Source organism: Rhizobium sp. KNZ14-9A (genome assembly GCF_056755015.1).
The window spans coordinates 17,520-37,162 of the sequence record NZ_JBPGXB010000002.1 but is presented as its reverse complement, the minus strand read 5'-3'; the positions used below and the strand labels follow the sequence as shown (position 1 = coordinate 37,162).

The 19,643-nt window shown below is 54.0% G+C and carries 17 protein-coding genes; 7 read left to right on the top strand and 10 right to left on the bottom strand.

All coding sequences use genetic code 11. The features are described from left to right. Positions 1-134: 134 nt before the first annotated feature. The 4 genes from ACR9ZQ_RS06275 to ACR9ZQ_RS06260 all read right to left on the bottom strand — a co-directional run bounded on the left by ACR9ZQ_RS06275 (position 135) and on the right by ACR9ZQ_RS06260 (position 6,265). Positions 135-1,805, bottom strand: coding sequence for an alpha/beta hydrolase (locus ACR9ZQ_RS06275; RefSeq protein ID WP_481427325.1), 1,671 nt, complete (start codon positions 1,803-1,805; stop codon positions 135-137). An 83-nt stretch (positions 1,806-1,888) separates the two neighbouring features. Continuing rightward, the gene (arcA, locus tag ACR9ZQ_RS06270; protein WP_481427324.1) at positions 1,889-3,136 is read right to left on the bottom strand and encodes an arginine deiminase; all 1,248 of its coding nucleotides are present in this window, start codon (positions 3,134-3,136) and stop codon (positions 1,889-1,891) included. 18 nt (positions 3,137-3,154) lie between these two features. Next, positions 3,155-4,588 (bottom strand): basic amino acid/polyamine antiporter, encoded by a 1,434-nt coding sequence (locus ACR9ZQ_RS06265; protein ID WP_310386156.1) that lies wholly within the window; start codon positions 4,586-4,588, stop codon positions 3,155-3,157. Positions 4,589-4,834: 246 nt separating this feature from the next. Next, entirely contained in the window at positions 4,835-6,265 is a 1,431-nt protein-coding gene (locus ACR9ZQ_RS06260; RefSeq protein WP_481429278.1) for a basic amino acid/polyamine antiporter, read from the bottom strand. A gap of 347 nt (positions 6,266-6,612) precedes the next feature. Here ACR9ZQ_RS06260 and ACR9ZQ_RS06255 point away from each other — a divergent pair, with 347 nt between their 5' ends. From ACR9ZQ_RS06255 to ACR9ZQ_RS06235, 5 genes are all read left to right on the top strand, one after another. Then, positions 6,613-7,107 (top strand): YqhA family protein, encoded by a 495-nt coding sequence (locus tag ACR9ZQ_RS06255; protein WP_481427323.1) that lies wholly within the window; start codon positions 6,613-6,615, stop codon positions 7,105-7,107. 861 nt (positions 7,108-7,968) lie between these two features. Next, positions 7,969-8,388 (top strand): hypothetical protein, encoded by a 420-nt coding sequence (locus ACR9ZQ_RS06250; RefSeq protein ID WP_481427322.1) that lies wholly within the window; start codon positions 7,969-7,971, stop codon positions 8,386-8,388. A 172-nt stretch (positions 8,389-8,560) separates the two neighbouring features. Continuing rightward, positions 8,561-10,426, top strand: a complete 1,866-nt coding sequence (locus ACR9ZQ_RS06245; RefSeq protein ID WP_481427321.1) for an ATP-dependent nuclease — start codon at positions 8,561-8,563, stop codon at positions 10,424-10,426. Next, positions 10,423-12,234: a UvrD-helicase domain-containing protein gene (locus ACR9ZQ_RS06240; protein WP_481427320.1), complete on the top strand. Its 1,812-nt coding sequence runs from the start codon at positions 10,423-10,425 to the stop codon at positions 12,232-12,234. Before ACR9ZQ_RS06245 ends, ACR9ZQ_RS06240 begins: the two co-directional genes overlap by 4 nt. Before the next feature lie 120 nt (positions 12,235-12,354). Continuing rightward, entirely contained in the window at positions 12,355-13,344 is a 990-nt protein-coding gene (locus ACR9ZQ_RS06235) for a hypothetical protein (protein ID WP_481427319.1), read from the top strand. 33 nt (positions 13,345-13,377) lie between these two features. Here ACR9ZQ_RS06235 and ACR9ZQ_RS06230 read toward each other — a convergent pair whose 3' ends face one another. From ACR9ZQ_RS06230 to ACR9ZQ_RS06215, 4 genes are read right to left on the bottom strand one after another with little or no spacing between them, the layout of a single operon-like run. Next, complete coding sequence (locus tag ACR9ZQ_RS06230; protein WP_481427318.1) at positions 13,378-13,947, bottom strand: hypothetical protein; 570 nt, start codon at positions 13,945-13,947, stop codon at positions 13,378-13,380. A gap of 11 nt (positions 13,948-13,958) precedes the next feature. Then, positions 13,959-14,594, bottom strand: coding sequence for a TIR domain-containing protein (locus tag ACR9ZQ_RS06225; RefSeq protein WP_481427317.1), 636 nt, complete (start codon positions 14,592-14,594; stop codon positions 13,959-13,961). Positions 14,595-14,608: 14 nt separating this feature from the next. Continuing rightward, positions 14,609-14,854: a hypothetical protein gene (locus ACR9ZQ_RS06220; protein ID WP_481427316.1), complete on the bottom strand. Its 246-nt coding sequence runs from the start codon at positions 14,852-14,854 to the stop codon at positions 14,609-14,611. 2 nt (positions 14,855-14,856) lie between these two features. Continuing rightward, a complete protein-coding gene (locus tag ACR9ZQ_RS06215) occupies positions 14,857-15,138 on the bottom strand; it encodes a hypothetical protein (protein ID WP_481427315.1) in 282 nt (93 codons plus the stop codon). 201 nt (positions 15,139-15,339) lie between these two features. Here ACR9ZQ_RS06215 and ACR9ZQ_RS06210 point away from each other — a divergent pair, with 201 nt between their 5' ends. Next, positions 15,340-16,614: a hypothetical protein gene (locus tag ACR9ZQ_RS06210; protein ID WP_481427314.1), complete on the top strand. Its 1,275-nt coding sequence runs from the start codon at positions 15,340-15,342 to the stop codon at positions 16,612-16,614. 183 nt (positions 16,615-16,797) lie between these two features. Then, positions 16,798-17,283: a hypothetical protein gene (locus tag ACR9ZQ_RS06205; RefSeq protein WP_481427313.1), complete on the top strand. Its 486-nt coding sequence runs from the start codon at positions 16,798-16,800 to the stop codon at positions 17,281-17,283. A gap of 466 nt (positions 17,284-17,749) precedes the next feature. On the opposite strand, the gene ACR9ZQ_RS06200 is transcribed toward ACR9ZQ_RS06205, so the two are convergent. Together ACR9ZQ_RS06200 and ACR9ZQ_RS06195 are read right to left on the bottom strand one after the other, a co-directional pair. Next, the gene (locus ACR9ZQ_RS06200) at positions 17,750-18,667 is read right to left on the bottom strand and encodes an FRG domain-containing protein (RefSeq protein ID WP_481427312.1); all 918 of its coding nucleotides are present in this window, start codon (positions 18,665-18,667) and stop codon (positions 17,750-17,752) included. Between the two features lie 264 nt (positions 18,668-18,931). Further along, complete coding sequence (locus ACR9ZQ_RS06195) at positions 18,932-19,543, bottom strand: recombinase family protein (protein WP_481427311.1); 612 nt, start codon at positions 19,541-19,543, stop codon at positions 18,932-18,934. Between the last annotated feature and the right edge of the window lie 100 nt (positions 19,544-19,643).

Below are 19,643 nucleotides of genomic sequence, written 5' to 3'. Positions count from 1 at the left end.
CCGAAAACATATCGCGCGAACGCAGCGAGGAAATTGGCATAGAATCCCAGAGGGATGCGTTGCGTCTCTTTTTGAATGCGCCGCCGCCAGCAATGCATACGACACTGCGGTCGACCAGCGCCGCTGATCAAATCCTATCCATGCACGGCAAGCTCAGCGCCACTTCGAAACTTGTTCTCGAAAGATGTCTTGAGGCGCATAACATCATCGGGGGAAAGGCCCTGCGGATCGGTGACGGCAATCCACGCATCGATATAGTGTTCCGGCGCGTAAACATGGCCATACCCGATCGGAGATGTGGTGGCTGTTGCCATGTCCAGTAAAAGTTGCGTCATTGTGACCAAGGGGAACCAGCGCAACTCAGGGGACACATCCGGACCGCGTGGCATCTTCATCCAATCAGGTTCCCGGTAGAGCGAATGAAAATCGAAAAACGTGACTGGATCGCTGGCATACTGCAGGTAAACGATCCGGATCGGCCCCCAGACGGAACCCGGGATGTTTAGCGCATTATGCTGATTGGTAAATCGAATGATGGAGCCGTCGCGGAAACGCGGCAACCAGGCGGGTGAACCGGGATTGCGATTGGCAGTCACTGACTTCCACGTGCGACTCTGGAAGGGAGGCCCGCTCCACAATGCGCCTTGAAACGGGTCGGCAACGATATCGAAGAGATCGGCCGAAAGCTCTGAATTCATCGCGCCAAGGCTGAGGCCATGCAGGTACAGTTTCGGGCGCTGATCACGAGGGAGTGTGATCCAATAGCGATAAACTTCACGAAAAAGCGCGCGCCCCGCTTCCGCGCCGTAGGCTGGCTCGACCAACAGCGACAGCCAACTGCTCAGGTATGAATACTGGAGGGCTACGCTCGCAACATCGCCCTTGTGAAGGAATTCGACTGTGTCCACTGCCGCGGGGTCGACCCAACCAGTCCCTGTTGGAACAATGACAATCAGAATGGATCTCTTGAAAGCCCCGTTTCGCTTGAGCTCCGCCAAAGCCAACCGAGCTCTCTCCTCAGCGGTATCTGCGCTGTTAAGTCCGACATAAACCCGGATAGGGTCGAGAGCGTTTTCGTGGAAGAAATTGCCAATTTCAGCGCCTGTAGGCCCGGAAATAATGAACTCGCGGCCCCGCCGACCCAGTTCTTTCCAGTCGATAAGAGAAGCCGCACTGCCTGTTTTTAGAGGATCACCCGGCATCGCCAGATCATCGTCAATCATGGCGTCGAGCTGCTGGAATGACGTATCCGCAATCCGCAACGCTGTTCTGAAAAGAAGACCCTCTGCGATCGACCAAAACAATCCGATCGCAATCAAACCGCCGACGAGAATGGACACTCGTCTTGGAAGAAATCGTTCGAACAACGCCGCGAGAACCACGCAGGTCAGCCTGAAGAGCCTCGCGAACAATACCAGCAAGCCGAACACCGCCAGCGCAATGACAACAAGCTCAAAGGGCTCTGCGCTTTGCACTGGATCGAGCCCCATCAGCTTCCGAATGGAGTTCTGCCACTCGGTGGCTCTCCAAAGAACGATAGCCGCAATTGCGACGCAGATGGCAATGGACGCGATCTTCACGGTTATTCGAGTACGCGGCAGCGGCAACTCCAAATAGAGCCAAAGCCAACGCATCAAGACGCCGACCCCATAACCCAGCGCTGCGCAGAAACCGGCAACAATGCCTTGAACCAGGTAAGTTCGTGGCATCAGGCTCGGGCTTAAGGATGCAGCGAAAAAGACAGTGCCGACAACCAAACCGAAAATTGAGAATGATCTCGCCAATGCAACAATTTTCGCCTGCAACTAACCCTCCGCACAGTAGGCGTTAAACTCTGCTACTATAAAGCGTGCGCAGTATTTGCCACAGCAATCAAAGCATCCCAGAATTAGTAATCCACCGCATCCCGGATGATCGGGCACGTCATGCAATGGCCGCCACCACGACCGCGGCCAAGCTCGGCGCCTATGATGGTAATGACCTCGATGCCCTGCTTACGCAAAAGCGTGTTGGTGTAGGTGTTGCGATCATATGCGAAGACGACACCCGGACCGGCGCAAACGAGATTGGCACCACTGTCCCACTGCGTGCGTTCGCGCATATAATCATTACCGCCCGTTTCAACGATACGTAGCTCCTTGAGGCCTAGAGCGTCGCGGACAGTCTCGACAAATGTTCCCTTATCTTTGTGCAGTTCGACCGTTCCCGGCGTTGCACCGGGCCGATACGAAAAGGCGGAGATGCCATTGACGATATCGGGATAGAGCAGCACGCAGTCGCGATCGGCAAAGGTGAACACTGTATCGAGGTGCATCGCGGCACGCAGTTTCGGCATCGCCGCGACAATGACCCGTTCGGCTGCACCTTGCGCGAAGAGATTGGCGGCAACCTGGCTGATCGCCTGGCGCGAGGTGCGTTCGCTCATGCCAATGAGCACATTGCCTTTGCCGATCGGCATGACGTCTCCGCCCTCGAGCGTGGCAAGACCCCAGTCCTTGGTCGGATCGCCCCACCATACCTTGACCTTGCCAGCGAAGTCAGGATGGAATTTATAGATGGCGGTGGTGAGTATGGTCTCCTCGTGGCGTGCCGGCCAGTAGAGCGAGTTCAGCGTCACGCCGCCATAGATCCAGCAGGTCGTGTCGCGGGTGTACAGCGTGTTGGGCAGCGGCGGCAGCAGATATTCGGTGACGCCAGCCGCCTCGCGTACCAGCTTCAGCATTTCGCCGCCGTGGGTCTCAGGGAATTCCTGCGTCGACAGGCCACCGATCAGGGTTTCCGCCAATTCGCGGTTGGACAATCCTTCAAGATAGCTGCGGATTTCATCGACGAGGCCTAGACCGACCTGGTTTGGCACCACCTGGTTGTCGAGGATCCACTTCTTGCCTTCAGGGACCGCAACGGTTTCAGCGAGCAGATTGTGCATCTCCACCACTTCGATGCCGCGGTCGCGCATTTTGGTCATGAAGTCGAAATGATCGCGCTTGGCGTTGTCGACCCAGAGAACGTCGTCGAAGAGCAAGGCGTCGCAGTTGGTCGGCGTCAGGCGTTGATGGGCACGACCAGGCGCACAAACCATCACCTTGCGCAATTGGCCGACCTCGGAGTGAACGCCAAATGTGATGTCTTGGGTCATGATTCTTCTACCTCCCTATCAAGGCGTGATAGTGCCGCTCAGCAGGCCGTAGGCGCCGATCATGCCGGCGATCACCGTGACGGCCAAAACGATGAGTTCGACAGACGTAAACATCTGCACCTTCTGCTCACGCCGCGCCCAGACGTAGAGAATTGTGCCTGGCACGAACAAGACCGCTACGAGCAGCACATATTTGAGCCCGGCGGCGATGAACATGATGATCGTGTAGATGACCGCAATCCAGGAAAAGATCTGGTCGCGGCCGCGTTCATTGGCGGTTTCTTCATAGCCTTCGCCACTGCGGGCGAGCAGAACGCCGTAACCCGCGACAAGCAGATAGGGCAAAAGAGCCGTGACGCTGGTCATGTCGAGCATGAAGTTGAACGCATCCCGAGACCAGTAGGTGGAGATGACGAATAGCGACACGACGATGTTGGTCAGCCACAGGGCATTGGCGGGCACCCGATTGCCGTTCTGCGCGGCAAAAAGCCTCGGCATGTCCTCAGATTTGGCGGCAGCAAACAGGACCTCGGCGCAAATCAGCGACCAGGCGAGATAAGCGCCAAGAACCGAGACCAGAACGCCGATGGAAATGAAGACGGCGCCCCAATGACCGACGACCGCCTCGAGAACGCTGGCCATCGAAGGTTGCTGCACGGCTGCGATAGCCGATTGCGGCATCGCTGCGTAGGGCAGCAGGGTGACCGCCACCATCAGGCCGGTGACGCCAACGAACCCCAGAATCGTGGCGGTCCCGACATCCGCGCGCTCCTTGGCAAAGCGCGAATAGACACTCGCCCCTTCGATCCCGAGGAAAACAAACACGGTGATCAGCATGGTATCACGCACCTGCGCGACCAACGACTTTTCCGGCATGCCGGCGCCGCCGAAGAAGTTTTCGGCGAACTGCCCGTAGTGGAAGGAGAAGATCAGCATCAGGATGAAGACGAGGATCGGCACGATCTTGGCGATGGTGACGATGGTGTTGATGAACGCCGCCTGCTCGACGCCGCGCAGGATCATGAAATGAAATGCCCAGATACCGATCAACGACACGATGATCGCCGTGGCGCTGCTTCCGTCGCCGAAGACGGCAGGGAAAAAGCGCCCCAGCGTCGAGCCGATCAGCACCCAGTAGAAGACGTTGCCAAGGCAACTACCAAGCCAGTAGCCAAAAGCCGACAGGAAGCCCATATAGTTGCCGAAGCCAGCCTTGGCATAGGCGAACACGCCCGAGTCGATATCCGGCTTTTTCTCGGCAAGCGCTTGAAACACGCGGGCGAGCATGTACATGCCGGTGCCCGCGATCGCCCAGGCGATCATGGCGCCAAATGGGCCTGTTGCGGCACCGAACCGACCGGGCAGGTTGAATATGCCAGCGCCGACCATTGATCCGACGACCATGGCCGTTAGCGCAAACAACGAGAATTTCTGAGTAGAGTCTGAAGTCATGGTGTCCTCTACAAAACTCTATCAAATGTCCGAGTGCGCTGACCGCGGCGAGTGCTGATTTGAATTATAGTGTTGTTCGGTCCTCCAGTGGATCAGCATAGAATCCCACGACTATTCTTCGCGTCCCGATTTTCGTGGCGACTTACGCAAGCAACGACCTTTTGGGCCGAAATGAAACACTGCGACTGGCTGAGCCAGCAATGGCGCCAAAACGTTTCCTTCGCCGCACACCGTTATGGCGCCCGGTCAAACGGAAATGAGACCTGTTGTGATGGAATAGATCGCTATTGCCGCGCCAAGACTTGCAACTGCGAACATGATCAATTCGCTTGGAGTGAAGACGGTTTTGCCCCTTTCACGGCGCGCAATAATAAAAAGAATCGAACCGGGGCCGTAGATCACCGCCGACAGTAGCAGGTGTTTTGCTCCGGCCGCATAGATCAAGCCCGCAGTGTATATCAGGGCGATCCCGGCACGCATCAGATCCGTCCGGTGGCCAGCCGGATCCCGGTCGTATGTTTCGCCTGACCAGGCAAGTTTAAATCCGTACGCGGCAACGAGGAGATAGGGAACGAGGATCATCGAGCTCGTCAGCTCGAGCGCAAGTCTGAACGCATATTGCGTAAACAGCGTCAGAATCAAAAACGTTTGAACGACGATATTGGTGAGCCACAATGCGTTCGAGGGCACTCCGTTTCTGTTTTCGTGCGACAAAAACTGCGGCATGGTTTCGTATTTCGAGGCCGAAAAAAGAATTTCTGCGGCGAGAAGCACCCACGACAGGTAGGCGCCCAGAACGGAAATCAACAATCCCAAACTGACAAATACCGCCCCCCAAGGTCCAACGACGCTTTGCAGAACGCCGGCCATGGACGGATTGCGCAGTCCTGCAAGATCGGCGCGCAACATGGCGCCATAGGAAAGGATCGTGACAAGAGCAAGCAGGCACAATACGCCGAGGAAACCCACAAGCGTTGCCACTCCAACATCGTTGCGGTTCTGCGCATAGCGGGAATACACACTGGCGCCTTCGATTCCGACAAAGACGAAGACGGTCACAAGCATCGTGGCGCGAACCTGGCTGGCGACGTTGCTGACACTGACGTCCTCGCCGCCCCAGAAATTGGCAGCGAAAATATCCGCGTGGAAACCCCAGGCAACAAAGGCAATGAAAAGGATGATTGGAATGATCTTGGCGAAAGTCACGATGGTGTTGACCGCGGCGGCGCCTCTGACACCGCGCAGAATGAGCGTGTGAAAGAGCCACAGCAGGATCGACGAGCAGAAGATCCCTATGATTGTGTTACCGTCCCCGAAGACGGGGAAAAACAAGCCAAGTGTCGACTTGATCAGTACGAAATACGAAACATTGCCGAGACAGGCAGCCGACCAGTATCCAAGCGCAGAGAGAAACCCGAGATAGTTGCCGAACCCGGCTTTTGCATAGGCGTATATCCCTGCGTCCAGCTCCGGCTTTCGTCGAGACAGTGTCTGAAATACGAAGGCTAGCATCAGCATGCCGATACCGGCGATCGACCATGCGATCAGTGCGCCGAACGGTCCGGTCGCGCGTCCGAAGGCCTGTGGCAGAGAAAAAATTCCGGCCCCGACCATTGAGCCCACGACCATCGCCATCAATGTCCAAACGGAAAAATGCCGGTTTGAATCTGAAGTCATGGTCACGCGCTCCTGGCGGACTGGTCATGTTCGTCGAATAGCCACTTTAGCCTTGCCCGGGAGGCCCGGTAATCGGCATGGAATCCCAAGACTATGCTTCAAGTCCATTTCGACCTGGAATGACCCGACGGCAATGGCGGGGCGGAGCGGTCCGGGCTATGCTTTGCCAACCGTACACGCAAATATCTGAATAACCTGAACGATTGGCCAGAGTTCCTTTCCTCCGATCTTCTGGTTCAGGAGTGATTGATTAGCTTTTGCTGACGCGGGTGCTGGGCATGCCCCGATGGAGCCGTTGCCCCAACATAGCAAGGTGGTTTGACCAGTTCCGCCGACGGAGTACGTTTATGCTCTCGCTGTTTCTATCGCTACGCTATGTCATCATCATCGCCCCTTTAGGCCTTCTAAGCGGTGCTGCGCTCACGTTCTGGGAGGGCACGCTGACGCTCGGCAATGCGTTCGCGGCCATTCGCATGGATCCAAGTTCGTCCGTTATCGCGGCAGTACTGCGTTCTACCGATAAGTTCATTTTCGGCATCATTCTGATCATCTTTGCATATGCGATTACGTTCGGATTCGTTTTCGATGTGTCGGATGACGAGCGTCGCAAAGTGCCGAGGTGGATGCTGCTGTCCACAATTAATGAACTGAAGATCCTCTTCTTCCAGGTCATCATTTTGTATTTGGTGGTTCATTTTGCGACGCTGATCGCAGAAACCGAAGGAGAACTGGAGTGGAACACTCTCGTGCTGCCCGGCGCTATCGTCCTGCTCGCTGCCGCAATGAAACTGGTGGCGAGTTCGTCGCATGACGAGAACCGCAGGCGAGCGGCACAAAAGTGATTGCTTTTCTCGCGCCAATTAAACAAGCCCGCTTTGCGGCGGGCTTATTTAATTGGTTTTGTGCTGCGGCATTACTGTTCGCTGCGCTGCCCCTTGCGGTTATGGAGCGCAGGACGAGGCGCCCAGGATGACCGTCGAAGATGCGGTCTTAGCGCGAGCGATAACAGACTTTGGTGTTTCGGGAAGCTGGAATTGCTTGGGAAGATTTTCGTTTGAGGATTTGTAGTTTCCCGTCCCGCTTTGTCGGCTTTGCCTGCTTGCAGGTGGCTTGTGCGGGGTTAGGTCCTGGGCTGATCAGCAATAAAAAAGCCCGCATCTGTGCGGGCTTGTTTTGGTTGCGGGGGCAGGATTTGAACCTGCGGCCTTCAGGTTATGAGCCTGACAGCGACAGGAACATGTAGCTATATTTGTTATACTATTTAGCCATCAAAAAATTCTGTGCTAAATTCTGTGCTAATGAGGCATTTCCAGCCTGCCACCGCGTTTAACCACGTCTTAACATCGTGTGCCTTGCGGGGCGCGATTCCCCAAAAGGCGACGATGCCCCTATGCCCACCAGCTCAGGTGAACAACACCGTGCACCAGTAGGAGCCCTGCTCCAATCCAAATGGCAGCTTTTGTTGCGGTTGGCTCATAGGACAGGCTACGCTCCGCACGAATGATCCCAATCAGAAAGCCGCCAACCATCAGGACAACGCCAATCAAATATATCCAATCCCACATGACTTTCCCTTTCGTATGTGTGGAGTGGCTCTTTCACATACTTTCCTTAAGAAAGAGGAAGCGTCAAAGTTGTAGCCAACAAAAGGTTCGTCACGTAGCTTTCGGATGTCCTCACTGCTCAAATGAAAGCTGATCGTCATGTCCACAATGGAGTATCATTACCAAACCATAGGCCGAATTCTCTCCCATCTGGTCAATGCGGGGCTTTCACGGGTTGATTTCGAGCAGTCCGACGCCATGGAAGTCATGACATATCGCATTGGTGATGAAGAAGACGTGCTAAGGACATTTGCTGATGTTCTGCACTGGATGAATGACGAAGGCCTCATCCGGGTTCGCAGTATTCAGGAATACGAGGGAGGCTACGCATTCAATGGTGTGCAACTCACTGCAAAGGGTGTCTCGGTGGTGCAGACAAAACCCAAAGACCCCGATCTGGGTGAAAGCATCGAGAAAAAAGTCAGCGAAAAGGGTGAACTCGACGCTTCAGTCTACACAAAAATCGGCTCGTTTGTCGGCGGTCTCATCGGCGGCGTAACGCAGGCAATGTCAGGCTAGCCCTCGTCGCGGATTGCCTGCCGGGAGTCCCCGTCGGCCTTAAAGAGTAATTTCCACCCCTGCCAAGGTGGAAATTAAATATTTACAACCATCAGTGCGTATTATTCGAATCTATGGTATTTGTCTTCTACATCGAATTAGCTGAAATTATTCAAAGGAAAGATTGCTAGAAGTGTATCTTGATCGACTTCGCTTGGAGCACTTCCGATCATTCGAAAATGGGTTAATCAAATTTCACCCCCATCTGACCGCTATTGTGGGCGAGAATAACGGGGGGAAGTCGAATATCATCGACGCTCTCAGGCTCTTGTTTCTCCCAACCAACGGCCGTCGCGAAACATACTGCGAAGAGTCAGATATACGGCGTGAGGCATCGGATATACGCCGTGAAGCGAACAACCGGTCTTTCCGAATTAAAGCCTGTATCAGTGAGTTGAGCCCTGCTCAGAAAGGGCTTTTAATATCAGCGGTCCCCAATCCCCTTAAAGCCGAAGCAATTTATGGACTGACGTTTTCAAGCGATGATGGAAAACGTTACCGACCCAATTATTGGTCAGGCAAATTCGAGGCTCAGCCTGAAGCCGGGTCAACGGACCTAATCCGCTATGTATATTTGCCCCCACTTCGCGACGCGCAGAGAGCCCTTGCTTCCGGAAATCCCACGAGGATCGCGCAGTTGCTTCGCTACTTTGTAGGCAAGAGCGAAGAAGAAAAATTCAAGGCCGATCTCCAACGAGCGCAAACAAGCGACGTCCTGACCACCATTGATGGCGAAATCGGGCTGCTACTGCGCGATCTCACGACAGGCGCACGAGAACAAAAAGCCGCCCTAGGCTTCTCAGACAACGAAAGCCTCTATGACATTGCACGTGATCTGCGATTCAAACTTGCAGACGTGGATATAGCCAGCCCGGAGGAGCTTCGCCATTCGGGACTCGGCTACGCCAATCTCCTCTTCATGGCGACCGTTATAATGGAGCTTGAGAAGGCTAAAGATGCCGATCTTACCTTATTCCTCGTAGAGGAACCGGAAGCACACCTTCACCCCCAATTACAAATGCTCGTGCTGGACTTTTTGCAGGAGAAAGCAAAGCAGAGCAGTCAAACTCCTCGCAACCCCGGTGAAGCAGAGGGACGGATACAGGTTGTTGTTACGACTCACTCCCCAAATCTGACAGCTTGGATTGAGCCGGAAAACCTGGTCGTGATGCGCTCATCGCCGGGCACCGACATGCGACCCGCATCGGCAGCAATTGCCATTCGCGCGCTGGGCCTTGAAAAGCGCAAACTGGCAAAGATCAGTCGCTATCTCGATGTGACGCGTTCCGCAATGCTATTTGGCGGCCGTGTGATGCTCATTGAAGGTATGGCAGAAGCTCTTCTGCTTCCCGTTTTTGCCGAGCGGTTGTTTAAGCATCGAGGAGACCCACTCCACGCAGACCGGGAAAAATGGAAACGCTTCCAGTCCGCCTCTCTGGTGTCAATTGAAGGCGTTGATTTCGAGCCCTATGCCTTGCTCCTGCTCAAGCCTGGACCTGACGCGCCCTGTATTGCGGAAAAGCTTGTCGTCGTAACCGATCGTGATCCCAGTGCGCCGGGAGACCGTGAAAAGAACCTAAAAACACTCGCAGCCTCTATGGGCGTCGGAAATAAGCTGAGTGTAGCTGTGAACGAGGTCACTCTCGAACAGTCATTATTCACCGCGGCCAATGCACCCTTGCTCAAGGTAGCATTTCTCGATCTCCATCCCAAATCAGAAAAGAAATGGGTCGACCAGATCGAAAGCGTAACCGAAGCAGAACGTCCAAAGGCATTCTTAGCGCTTTTTACGAGCCAAACAAATCCCGTCCGAAAAGGCGACTATGCGCAATCCCTAGCTTTCGCCCTTTCGCCTAAAGACCCGGAGTATGTGCCGGATACTATTCTTAAACTGCACAATGGGAACGTAGAGGCTGCAAAGAAAGCCTACGGCGATCACATCGAGGCCTTTGAGATTCCCGGTTATCTCCAGCGGGCCGTTTCAGAGCTTGTCGCATGACAGATGATGAAATCGCCCGATCGGAAGCAGAGGCTCGTCAACAAGCGGTCATCGAACACAAGGGCGAATGCTACGTGGAAGCGTGCCCCGGAGCAGGCAAGACCTTGACGCTGGTGAGACGGGTAATATCCGTCTCTGGAACACTAGGCTTGAGGCAAGGCATCGCCGTGCTTTCCTTCACAAACAGCGCTGTCGACGAATTCAAGGAAAAGCACAGCTCGGAAACCAACTCATCTCCCTTGAGCTTTCCCCATTTCGTGGGGACATTCGATGCATTCCTGAATCACTTTATCCTAATGCCGTTCGGTATTCCCGGTTGCGCCGACCGACCGACAATCGTGGACCGCTGGGAAGGCATCATGGTCGCTCACGGACGATCCGGGGTTGCCGCTCCGCCCATACCTCTTCATCATTTTGATGGTGAGACGGGGCTACTAGCTGCCAATCGGCACAACTTGCTTACTCCGGCCCAAGCTAAGGTGAAAAGCCACTACGAAGCAGCGGCAAAACGCAGACTTGATGGCCTTCATCGAAAGGCAATGCTTGCCGCGACCGCTGCACGAAAAGCGGCAATTGAATTTCTGAAAGAAAATCCTGAGCGAGCAAAAGCGCTAGGTGAAGCAATTGCGGCCCGTTTTGTGGAAATCATCGTGGATGAGGCACAAGACTGCAATGACGATGATGTCTATGTATTGGAATGGCTGAGAACGCACGGCGCAAAACTCGTTGTCGTGTGTGACCCGGATCAAGCGATTTATGGATTCCGAAACGGCTCCTCCGCCAATTTCGCTTCCTTTGCCGATAAGCTCCCATCGCTAGTAATGAACGGCAACTTTCGCAGCTCCAAAACAATTTGCGCTGCCGCCGCAACGATGCGTTCCGCCGGTCGAAGTACCCCCGACCTCGCCGTCGGCGTAGATCGCGATTCCCCCGAAGTCATCCATGTGATGCCGTATAAGGATTCCACCGCATCGAAGGCTGCGGTTGGAGCCAATTTCAGTGAACTTCTCGACGCATCAAAGCTGCTTAAAGAAGACAGCATGGTCCTGGCCCATAAGCGTAAACTGGCGGCACGCATCTCCGGAAACATCCCGCAAGCGGGCACTAAGAGTGAAGGACTGAAGCGATTAGCCGAAGCTGTTGCGGATTACCATCGACCTAGTATCTCGCCTCGTGAGCGGTCACACACGATCAAATCCACCATAAGACTCCTCATGGCGATTGAAGGGCATGACGAGGAAGAAGTCTGCAGTTTCCGTTCAGTTTCTGAAAGTCAGGAGCGGATGCGAGAGTATCACCGTAAAGCGGTCATGCTTCTTGAACATTTACCGCCCCGGTGCGCCGGTACAATAAGGATTGATAGCTGGCTGACCATGGCCAAGGCGGAAATACTGCACCTGACAGGCGTAAAGGCACTATGGAGACCACGTAAAAGCGATTGGGCTAGTCCCCTGATAACCGGCAGCGATAGTGTAAGCGGCATCCCTTATGCCACGGTTCACGAAGCAAAGGGCCGTGCCTACGATGCTGTCTGCGTCGTGGTCGATGGATCATCAGAAAACGTCATAGATCATTGGACGCAACGGGCTACAATAACGTCCGAGGCTCTCCGAGTACTTTATGTAGGTTTGACAAGGGCACGGAAGCTCGCCGTCCTCGCTGTCCCAGAAGGTCACGTAAACACCGCGACTGAGATTCTGAAAGGATCGGGCGTACCCCATCACGTCTGGACAATTCCTCGGAAAACCTCTTCGGTAAAACGCAGCGCCAAGCAGAAAACACCAGCCTTGGAAGAAGCAGCTTCTTGAAATTCTCTCGCCTTTGGAAAACAAACAACCCTAAGTGGACGCGCATAACTTCGATTACAAACTTCTTGACGCAATCTGATGACATGCGAAGCTACGACTCAGGGTCGTAGGGAGGACAGCATGCCGTTCAGGGAAGTGCCTTGGAAGAGAAACCTCAAGAAGGTTCCGCAAGAGATTTTTTCAAAGATTCAGCAGCTCGATACCGATGCCCTTGTCGTTGGCACGATAAAGACACTTTCCGCCGCTGATATAGCAGCGCATTTTAACCGTCTGGCTCCACCCGGTGAACTGGATGAGCCGTCAGAGATATTGCCTCCCAAAGAGATGGGAATGTTTTCGACCCGCAACGTCGAAGGGTGGGAAGTGAAACGTACCGATCTCCCAAAGATCACGAAGACGTTCTATTGGGAAACCCCTAATTTCGGCGATGCAGCCACCTACGGAACGCACCTGCATTTCCATGATCGGGAAGTTTATCGCCGCGAATTCCACGAGCCTCGATTATACAAAATTTCGACCAAACTGTTGAAAATGGCGACCGGCGCTAGCGGCGGCGGGGTATACCAGATCACGATTAACCAGCCTCTTCTCCGCACCCAAAAAGGCTACGAGGAAGAACTTTTCTTTATGCTAAATCTCCTCCAAGAGAATTGCGGCTCCATAGGAATATTCAGTGCAGACGCCTCACCAGAGGACATAATATCGACCCTTTCGCTGGATTGGGAGATTTTCCCTCCCGGCTCGAACGATGAAGTTGTTGGCCGGCTCACTGCCGGGCGTAGGCAGGATGCCCGAAAAGCTGGCGTCGTCGCGGAAAGAGTCAAGCTCTTCTCTCTTCTCAAGCCCAATGCCTACCTGCGCGGCAACGGAACCTTCGGCAGCTATATCGGGGCTCGCTACGCTGATAATCTCGTTGTCTTTGAAAATATGGAATACGGAAACGCCCTATACATCCTCTACGATGATTGGCAGGAGGTTTCTAAGAGGTCACGCTTAGACCTTATTCGGGGCACCGACGCCGAATTCGACCGTCTCCCGCATACCTATGGGTGGGAACAAGCATTCGGCAAGATTATGCGTCGGGAGAAGAAAAAACGTGGTCTGGTCTAGCACCAACCCTTGCAACTCTCGCCTGCCTGCTCCTCATTTTTCTTGCTTTTGAAGCTCGATAAGGGCGTCGTGGGCTTGCTCCAAACCTTCATTTAAAGCGTGGATATTCTCCAGGATCAGACGGGCTTCATTAGCTACGTCCTCAGGGGAATAGAACTGGTCCTCCATACGCGCGAGCCTGTATAAATCAAATCGGATCGAGGCTTTTCCACCTCCAGCGTACATCATGCCATCCAGGCGATTGGCCAATTCCATGCCGTAACGTTGCCGAATAAATTTTCGACTTCTCTCAAGAAAGTCAAGCGCTTCCTCCACGGCCTCACCGGTCTGGTTCATCCGTGTTGCAATGCCTTCGAAATCCTTCAGTTCGCCTTTTCCGGCGGCAATCGCTTCGAGATGTTTGCGGGAACCATCGCTCTTAAAGGCAAGGACATCCAGAGCATCAGCAACCTTGCGACCCTTGTAACGCTGCACGGCGTTGTCCGTTGCGCGGACATATCCAACTGTTCTTTCGAGCACACCCATCAGCTTTTCGACAGCCGTGAGAATGTCGGTAATACTCATCGGTGCGGCTACATTTACCGTTGTCGGTTTTTCGCTCATGGGCTTCACAATTATTCCCACATCCGATTTGCATCAAAATCGATCTTGGCGGCCTTCAACTCCTTCACCAGAGCCTGTTTCCAGCCTTCAGCGGGGTCCATATCCGTGTAGACGATCCCGAAGAGGTCGGAGGGGATTTCCACATTGCCCTTCCGCAACAGGCAAACACGCCCTCGCCCAAGCTTTCCCGCAAAATAGCCAAGCTCAAAGATGACATTCTGCCGTGCGCGTTGATTGTGCCCCTCGGCAGATACCGCCGATCCGACATCGTCGGGGGTCAGCAATACGACGGCAAAGCCAACTTCAGCCGCACTGGCTTCATATTTCTCGATGATCGTCCGCCCTTGGTTCGGCTGTTCCTTGAGGATGATGACCTCCAGCTTCAGCTTCTCCAGGAAACGGGCCAAACCATTCAAAGCCCCTTCGTCATGCCCGTGAACGATGAAAATCTTGTTGGAAGTTGGCAAAATGAGCTTCGGCTGGCTCTGACCAGATGTTGTCACGTAGGTTTTGTAATCCCTCACAAATGGAATGATCAGTTGCCCAGTGATTCCGTTGATACCCGACATAATCTTGGCTCCCGACCCGTGATAGGTATAGCCAAATTGCTCCATAAAGCCGGGATCTTCGGCAAACTTGAAGATCAACAGAAGCGTTAAGCCTAATGTTTCATCGGGATCTTCCGGCCAGTCGATTGTCCCTCCCCCATTCCACCATCGGAATCCTGCCGCGCCAAAAAGGCTTCCAAATCCAAACCGCTCGTCAGTTTCGCGTTCACAGCCGCCAGATCATCATGGCGCAACAGGCGCGCCAACGTTTTTAGCGGCTTTTGATAAGTCTGGTATTGAGCACCTTGCAGGTCCAGCACAGCATTGTTGATTTGCGTAAAGAGACTAACGCCATCCATGGTTATTCTTCGTCCTCGCTAAGACGTGCAGCCGCCGCCTTCTCAATAAGGCCTTCCCGGTATTGCTCCTTTAACCCTTCGATCAGCGGGGCAACAAACGGATTGGACGCATACCGCCCCACTCGCTCATCAATGATGGCCTCCACCTGACGGATAGCGTTCTCAATGCTGGCCGGATCATCGGGCGTAAACGTCACAGTTCCCAATTCACCGTCCAGTTCGGAGATGGCTTTCTGAGCATCCTCAAGCTGACGGTTCAACTTATCAAATCCCGTAATCTTCATGATTCGCTCTCCAAATTGCTGAAAAGCATACCACCTGTAATGGCAATTGCACTTCCCTTCGCTGCCCGATGAAGCACTTCCCGCTAAGTCGTCGGAAAGTGCACAGTCGCCCCGGTCAAACGCCAAAGATTTCTGCAATTGTAGTCAGCTACAGCAGCAGTGTCGCTAGAATGGTGCCCGAAATGAAAGCGAGGATACCCAATGACCCGAGAGGAACTTTACGAGTTAGTCTGGTCCAAACCCGTGACGGAGATTGCCAAAAGCCTCGACGTGTCGGGTAGCTACATGGCGCGTGTCTGCACCGTGCTGAATGTTCCCCGCCCTGAGCGGGGCTACTGGGCAAAACTGGCCGTCGGCAAGGCCCCTGCCCGCGAACCGTTACCCGAGGCACAGCCCGGCGATCAGTTGCACTGGTCGAAAGACGGCAAGCTCCATCCCCCACCCCGGCCCCGTGCCCAGATCAAGCGCCGGCGCGCACCTGCAACCCCGGCTCCGGCAGACGGCATCCACCCCCTCGTCCGTGGAGCCCGGCAACATTTCGAGACCGGCCGCCCGGTTGACGAAGGCGCCTATCTCAAGCCCTACAAACGGCTCCTGCTCGACATCAACACATCCAAGGCGTGCCTTGATAAGACCCTCACCTTCGCAAACGACCTCTACATTGCCCTCCAGTCAGCAGGCCATCGCGTGGTCACGGCTCCGTCAGGACAAGGGTTCTATCGCGGCAGCGTTGACGAAAGGGAGGATCGCCGTGCCCAGCGCAACAATTACTCGACAAGCCTTTGGTCACCGGACCGCCCCACCCTTGTCTATGTCGGAACCGTCGCTATATGCCTCGCGATCGTGGAAATGTCCGAACAGACGCTGATGCGCTACATCGGCAACGGACGCTACATCCGGGATGTCGATTATATCCCGCCCAAAGCCTCCCGCCGGGTTGCGGACCATACATGGACGACCACCAAGGAAAACCCGTCCGGACGCTTGCGTCTGGTGGCCTATTCACCCTACTCGCGCGTCACGTGGACAACCGACTGGCAGGAAACGAAATCCGTGCCCCTCGACAAATCTCTTAAAACCATCGTCAGGGCAATCGAAAGCGCCGCCGTCGATCTCGTCGCCCAACTGGAGGAAGCCGACCGCAAGGCCGAAATCGCCCGTCGTGAGTGGGAGGCGGCCGAGGAACGGCGGCGCCGGGCGGAGGACAAGCGCCATACCGAGCAGTCCGTCAAGGAAAGTCGCGACCATCTGGGACAGGTGATCCAGCAATGGGCCCAGGTGATGAGCATCGAACAATTTCTGCGGGGAGTCGAGGATCGTGCCGCTGCGCTACCAGACGAGGAACGGCATCATGTGCTCGAACGCCTGACGCTGGCCCGTAACTTCCTCGGCAACCAGAACCCTCTGGAGTTCTTCATGTCCTGGAAGACTCCAATAGAGCGCTATCAGCCTCGATATAGCGACGACAAGGAATAGGTTGGCTGTTTGCTTGAGCTGCATCACAATCTTTCGGCATTATCACACGCTTTATCCGCATAATTATTGACGCCAACACTTGTATTCAATTTAAAGATGCGGAATCCTTATTTCTAAGGGCATCTCGAAACTTTACATTCCTGAATACTACTTCAGCCACTTCGCATCGCCGGGGGATCCGTTATGCGTACATTTTTGTGCCTTTTGCTATCACCCCTGCTCCTGACCGCCTGCGCCGGAGTGCAGGTCAAGCGCGTCACAGCCCACAACCAGGAAGGCATTCGCTATTGGCGACCTGCGCCGTATCTGGCCCTCGTTGAAACCAAAACCGACAAGTCCGTCACATGTGATGTGAGGCCTTTCTATCTGCCCGACAAAACGGAAGAATACGCCATAACGATTTCAGCCGGTATGGGCGCGGTCAAAGCGACCCCTACGCTCACTGACGGCTGGAACCTCACCAGCCTCAGCACCGACGTAGATAGCAAAACAAATGAAAACATCACGGCCATCACTGGTTTGCTAAAAGAAGCCGTCGCAGCGACTCACGGGTTGCGGGAGGGCGAAAGCACACCGCCTCCGATGAAATGCCAAGGCGTCTTTAAAGTGGAATATGACGCTTCCGGCGGTTTCGCAGGCTTTAAGAAAGTGAACCTGGCCATTAATTGACGTGACCGGAGTTCAGGAAATCTGTTTGGAAAGCGTTTGAAGAGTACGCCGATGCATACGCTCGCTGGAATGATGTAGATGGCGAGGATGAAAGCGCTCAAAAAAATCGTCGCGCAGCGCTTTCTAAAGTGCGCAAAGAGAAACGCTTTGGCGACGATCATCCGGAAAAACGCCCATATCATCAACAGTGAAATCGATATTAACTAGTCGATGACATGTACGGCGCGTTAGGCGGCGTAGTAAAAAAATCTCCCGAACTGTTCGCCGAGTTGGGGAAGTCCTTGATGCGCTATCAAAAACGAAGAGGCGAAGATAAATAGGGGAATATATCGATCGCGGCAGAACACGCGGGGCAGATAGCAGGACTGCGCGATGCACTACGAGTCGCGGGCATGGCAGCTATTTGCTGGCCGCCAAGCGCAGAATGGCGTAGGACATAAGTTAATTCTTTATCGCAATCTGGCGATTAGGTTACTCGACAAATATCAGCCATTGCGTGATCGATCTGGGCGGCGTGGTTCTTCAATTGATAAAGGATACTGTCGTTTGATTCTAACGGCATCAAAGCCGACTCGGATACACGTGGGAAATCCGAACTCCAGAAATTCCCCGCGTCAATAAGTTGGATATTCGCCACCAGCCTACGCGACAATGTCGAAACTCTCTCTGGATCGCTATCAATTTGATTTTTGTTCGGTCCGTCGAACGGAAAGCGGCCGACGAGATAGCCATCTTGGTAATGAGGGCGCCTCGCGACGGGGGGGCAAACAGCTTGTAGGCGCGCTAAAACAATATGCTGATCAGCGTCGAAAGTTATAGAATTGGTGCTTGGCGTCAGAGCTACAATATAAAGGTTTCCCTTTGGACGACCGCCCCAGAGTGCAAAGCTTGCTGCTATTCGCAAATTTGTGGTGACATCGATGAGAGGTGTAGGCCAAACGTCGTAGTGTTGAGATACTGCCCACGCCGCTTCTCGAAACATTTCGATGCTGCGGCGGCGGGGAAGAGCGAATTGCTGAAGCGTGGAAACGATTAAAGGCGCGATAACGTTATTCAAATGATCCCAAATTTTTTGCCGGGCCAAGCTATTGTTCGGTATTCCGTGTTTCGTCTTGCTAATTGAAGTCCACTCAGATCGAAATATGCAAGGGATCGGATCTAGATGACGTCCCTGGCCACGGAAGAACAAGGATGATCGCTTGTTCATCACAGAAAAGAAAGAAACCATCTCTATGAGTTCATCAAAGCTTCCGGCCTTGAGGGACTCATCGTCCCAATGGACCCGAGAAGGCTTGAGTTCGGACTTAAACGACCGAAATTGGTTACCTTCTTGAAGAAAGCGCTTGTAGGCGCTCGGACCATATACAGCATCTAGCGGGTACATGTCTGGTCTCCGGTCGGCGAGTACACTTTTTCGCGCTAAGGCATACCAGCGATATCACAGTACTCAGTTCTATTCTCTAAGGTGCGCAAATTTCCCAGTATTGGCAAAATCAATTTCAGACCTAGCTCCCTGTCGGAAGCAGGGGGTGTCCACTGAACACCGAATACCGTTGTCGAAAACCATTAATACGCCGCAGCATTTCCTTCGCTCTAACCAGCATCGCACCTCCTAGATATCTGATGCGTGGGTTTGCTACCCAGAGTGTCACAAGGCCGTCAATTTAGGAATACGGCAAATCGTGCTCTCACTAACCCCGTATGTTTGCGCAATCCGCCCGCAAGACTCGCCGTTCTCTCGACGCTCAATGACTTTGGCCCGCTCACGTGGACCTAGCTTCGGCTTCCGCCCGAATTTTACACCACGCTTCCGCGCCAGTTCACGCCCCTGCGCGGTATTCTCAAGAATCCGCTTCCGTTGCCAGCGTGCCGCCCAGCCTACAAGGAATGCTATCAGGTCAGCCATTTCCGATGTGGTATCAATGAAAGGTTCATCAAGAAGCCGCAGTCCTGCCCCGGCTTCCTTCACAGTATTGAGGATATATAGAAGATCGAGGGGCGCACGGGCCATCCTGTCGGTGCTCGTCGCGAGCACCAAGTCGCCCGGCTGAAGAGCTTGCAATAGCTTAGCCAACTCCGGTCGATCAACCCGGTTCTTACCACTGCGCTTTTCATGAAAAATCCGGTCGCACCCTGCTTGGCGCAGGCTACCCAACTGATACGCGAGGTCCTGAGCTTCAGTAGAAACACGGGCATAACCGTAAATCACTGCAGAACCTCGCCAGATGAGTTCAGGGGACCAGAGAGCAAAAACATACATTCAACGCTTTGTATTGTTTGTAATTATCCTCCACATGCAAAGCATTCATAAATCACGATATTTGCAAGCGGGGATGATTCACGTTTTGTAACGAAAATCA

Coding starts and splice junctions, on each gene's coding strand:
- arcA (WP_481427324.1), bottom strand. CDS start 3,136: ATGACCCAAGACATCACATTTGGCGTTCACTCCGAGGTCGGCCAATTG.
- ACR9ZQ_RS06265 (WP_310386156.1), bottom strand. CDS start 4,588: ATGACTTCAGACTCTACTCAGAAATTCTCGTTGTTTGCGCTAACGGCC.
- ACR9ZQ_RS06260 (WP_481429278.1), bottom strand. CDS start 6,265: ATGACTTCAGATTCAAACCGGCATTTTTCCGTTTGGACATTGATGGCG.
- ACR9ZQ_RS06255 (WP_481427323.1), top strand. CDS start 6,613: ATGCTCTCGCTGTTTCTATCGCTACGCTATGTCATCATCATCGCCCCT.
- ACR9ZQ_RS06250 (WP_481427322.1), top strand. CDS start 7,969: ATGTCCACAATGGAGTATCATTACCAAACCATAGGCCGAATTCTCTCC.
- ACR9ZQ_RS06240 (WP_481427320.1), top strand. CDS start 10,423: ATGACAGATGATGAAATCGCCCGATCGGAAGCAGAGGCTCGTCAACAA.
- ACR9ZQ_RS06235 (WP_481427319.1), top strand. CDS start 12,355: ATGCCGTTCAGGGAAGTGCCTTGGAAGAGAAACCTCAAGAAGGTTCCG.
- ACR9ZQ_RS06230 (WP_481427318.1), bottom strand. CDS start 13,947: ATGAGCGAAAAACCGACAACGGTAAATGTAGCCGCACCGATGAGTATT.
- ACR9ZQ_RS06220 (WP_481427316.1), bottom strand. CDS start 14,854: ATGGATGGCGTTAGTCTCTTTACGCAAATCAACAATGCTGTGCTGGAC.
- ACR9ZQ_RS06215 (WP_481427315.1), bottom strand. CDS start 15,138: ATGAAGATTACGGGATTTGATAAGTTGAACCGTCAGCTTGAGGATGCT.
- ACR9ZQ_RS06210 (WP_481427314.1), top strand. CDS start 15,340: ATGACCCGAGAGGAACTTTACGAGTTAGTCTGGTCCAAACCCGTGACG.
- ACR9ZQ_RS06205 (WP_481427313.1), top strand. CDS start 16,798: ATGCGTACATTTTTGTGCCTTTTGCTATCACCCCTGCTCCTGACCGCC.
- ACR9ZQ_RS06200 (WP_481427312.1), bottom strand. CDS start 18,667: ATGTACCCGCTAGATGCTGTATATGGTCCGAGCGCCTACAAGCGCTTT.
- ACR9ZQ_RS06195 (WP_481427311.1), bottom strand. CDS start 19,543: ATGTATGTTTTTGCTCTCTGGTCCCCTGAACTCATCTGGCGAGGTTCT.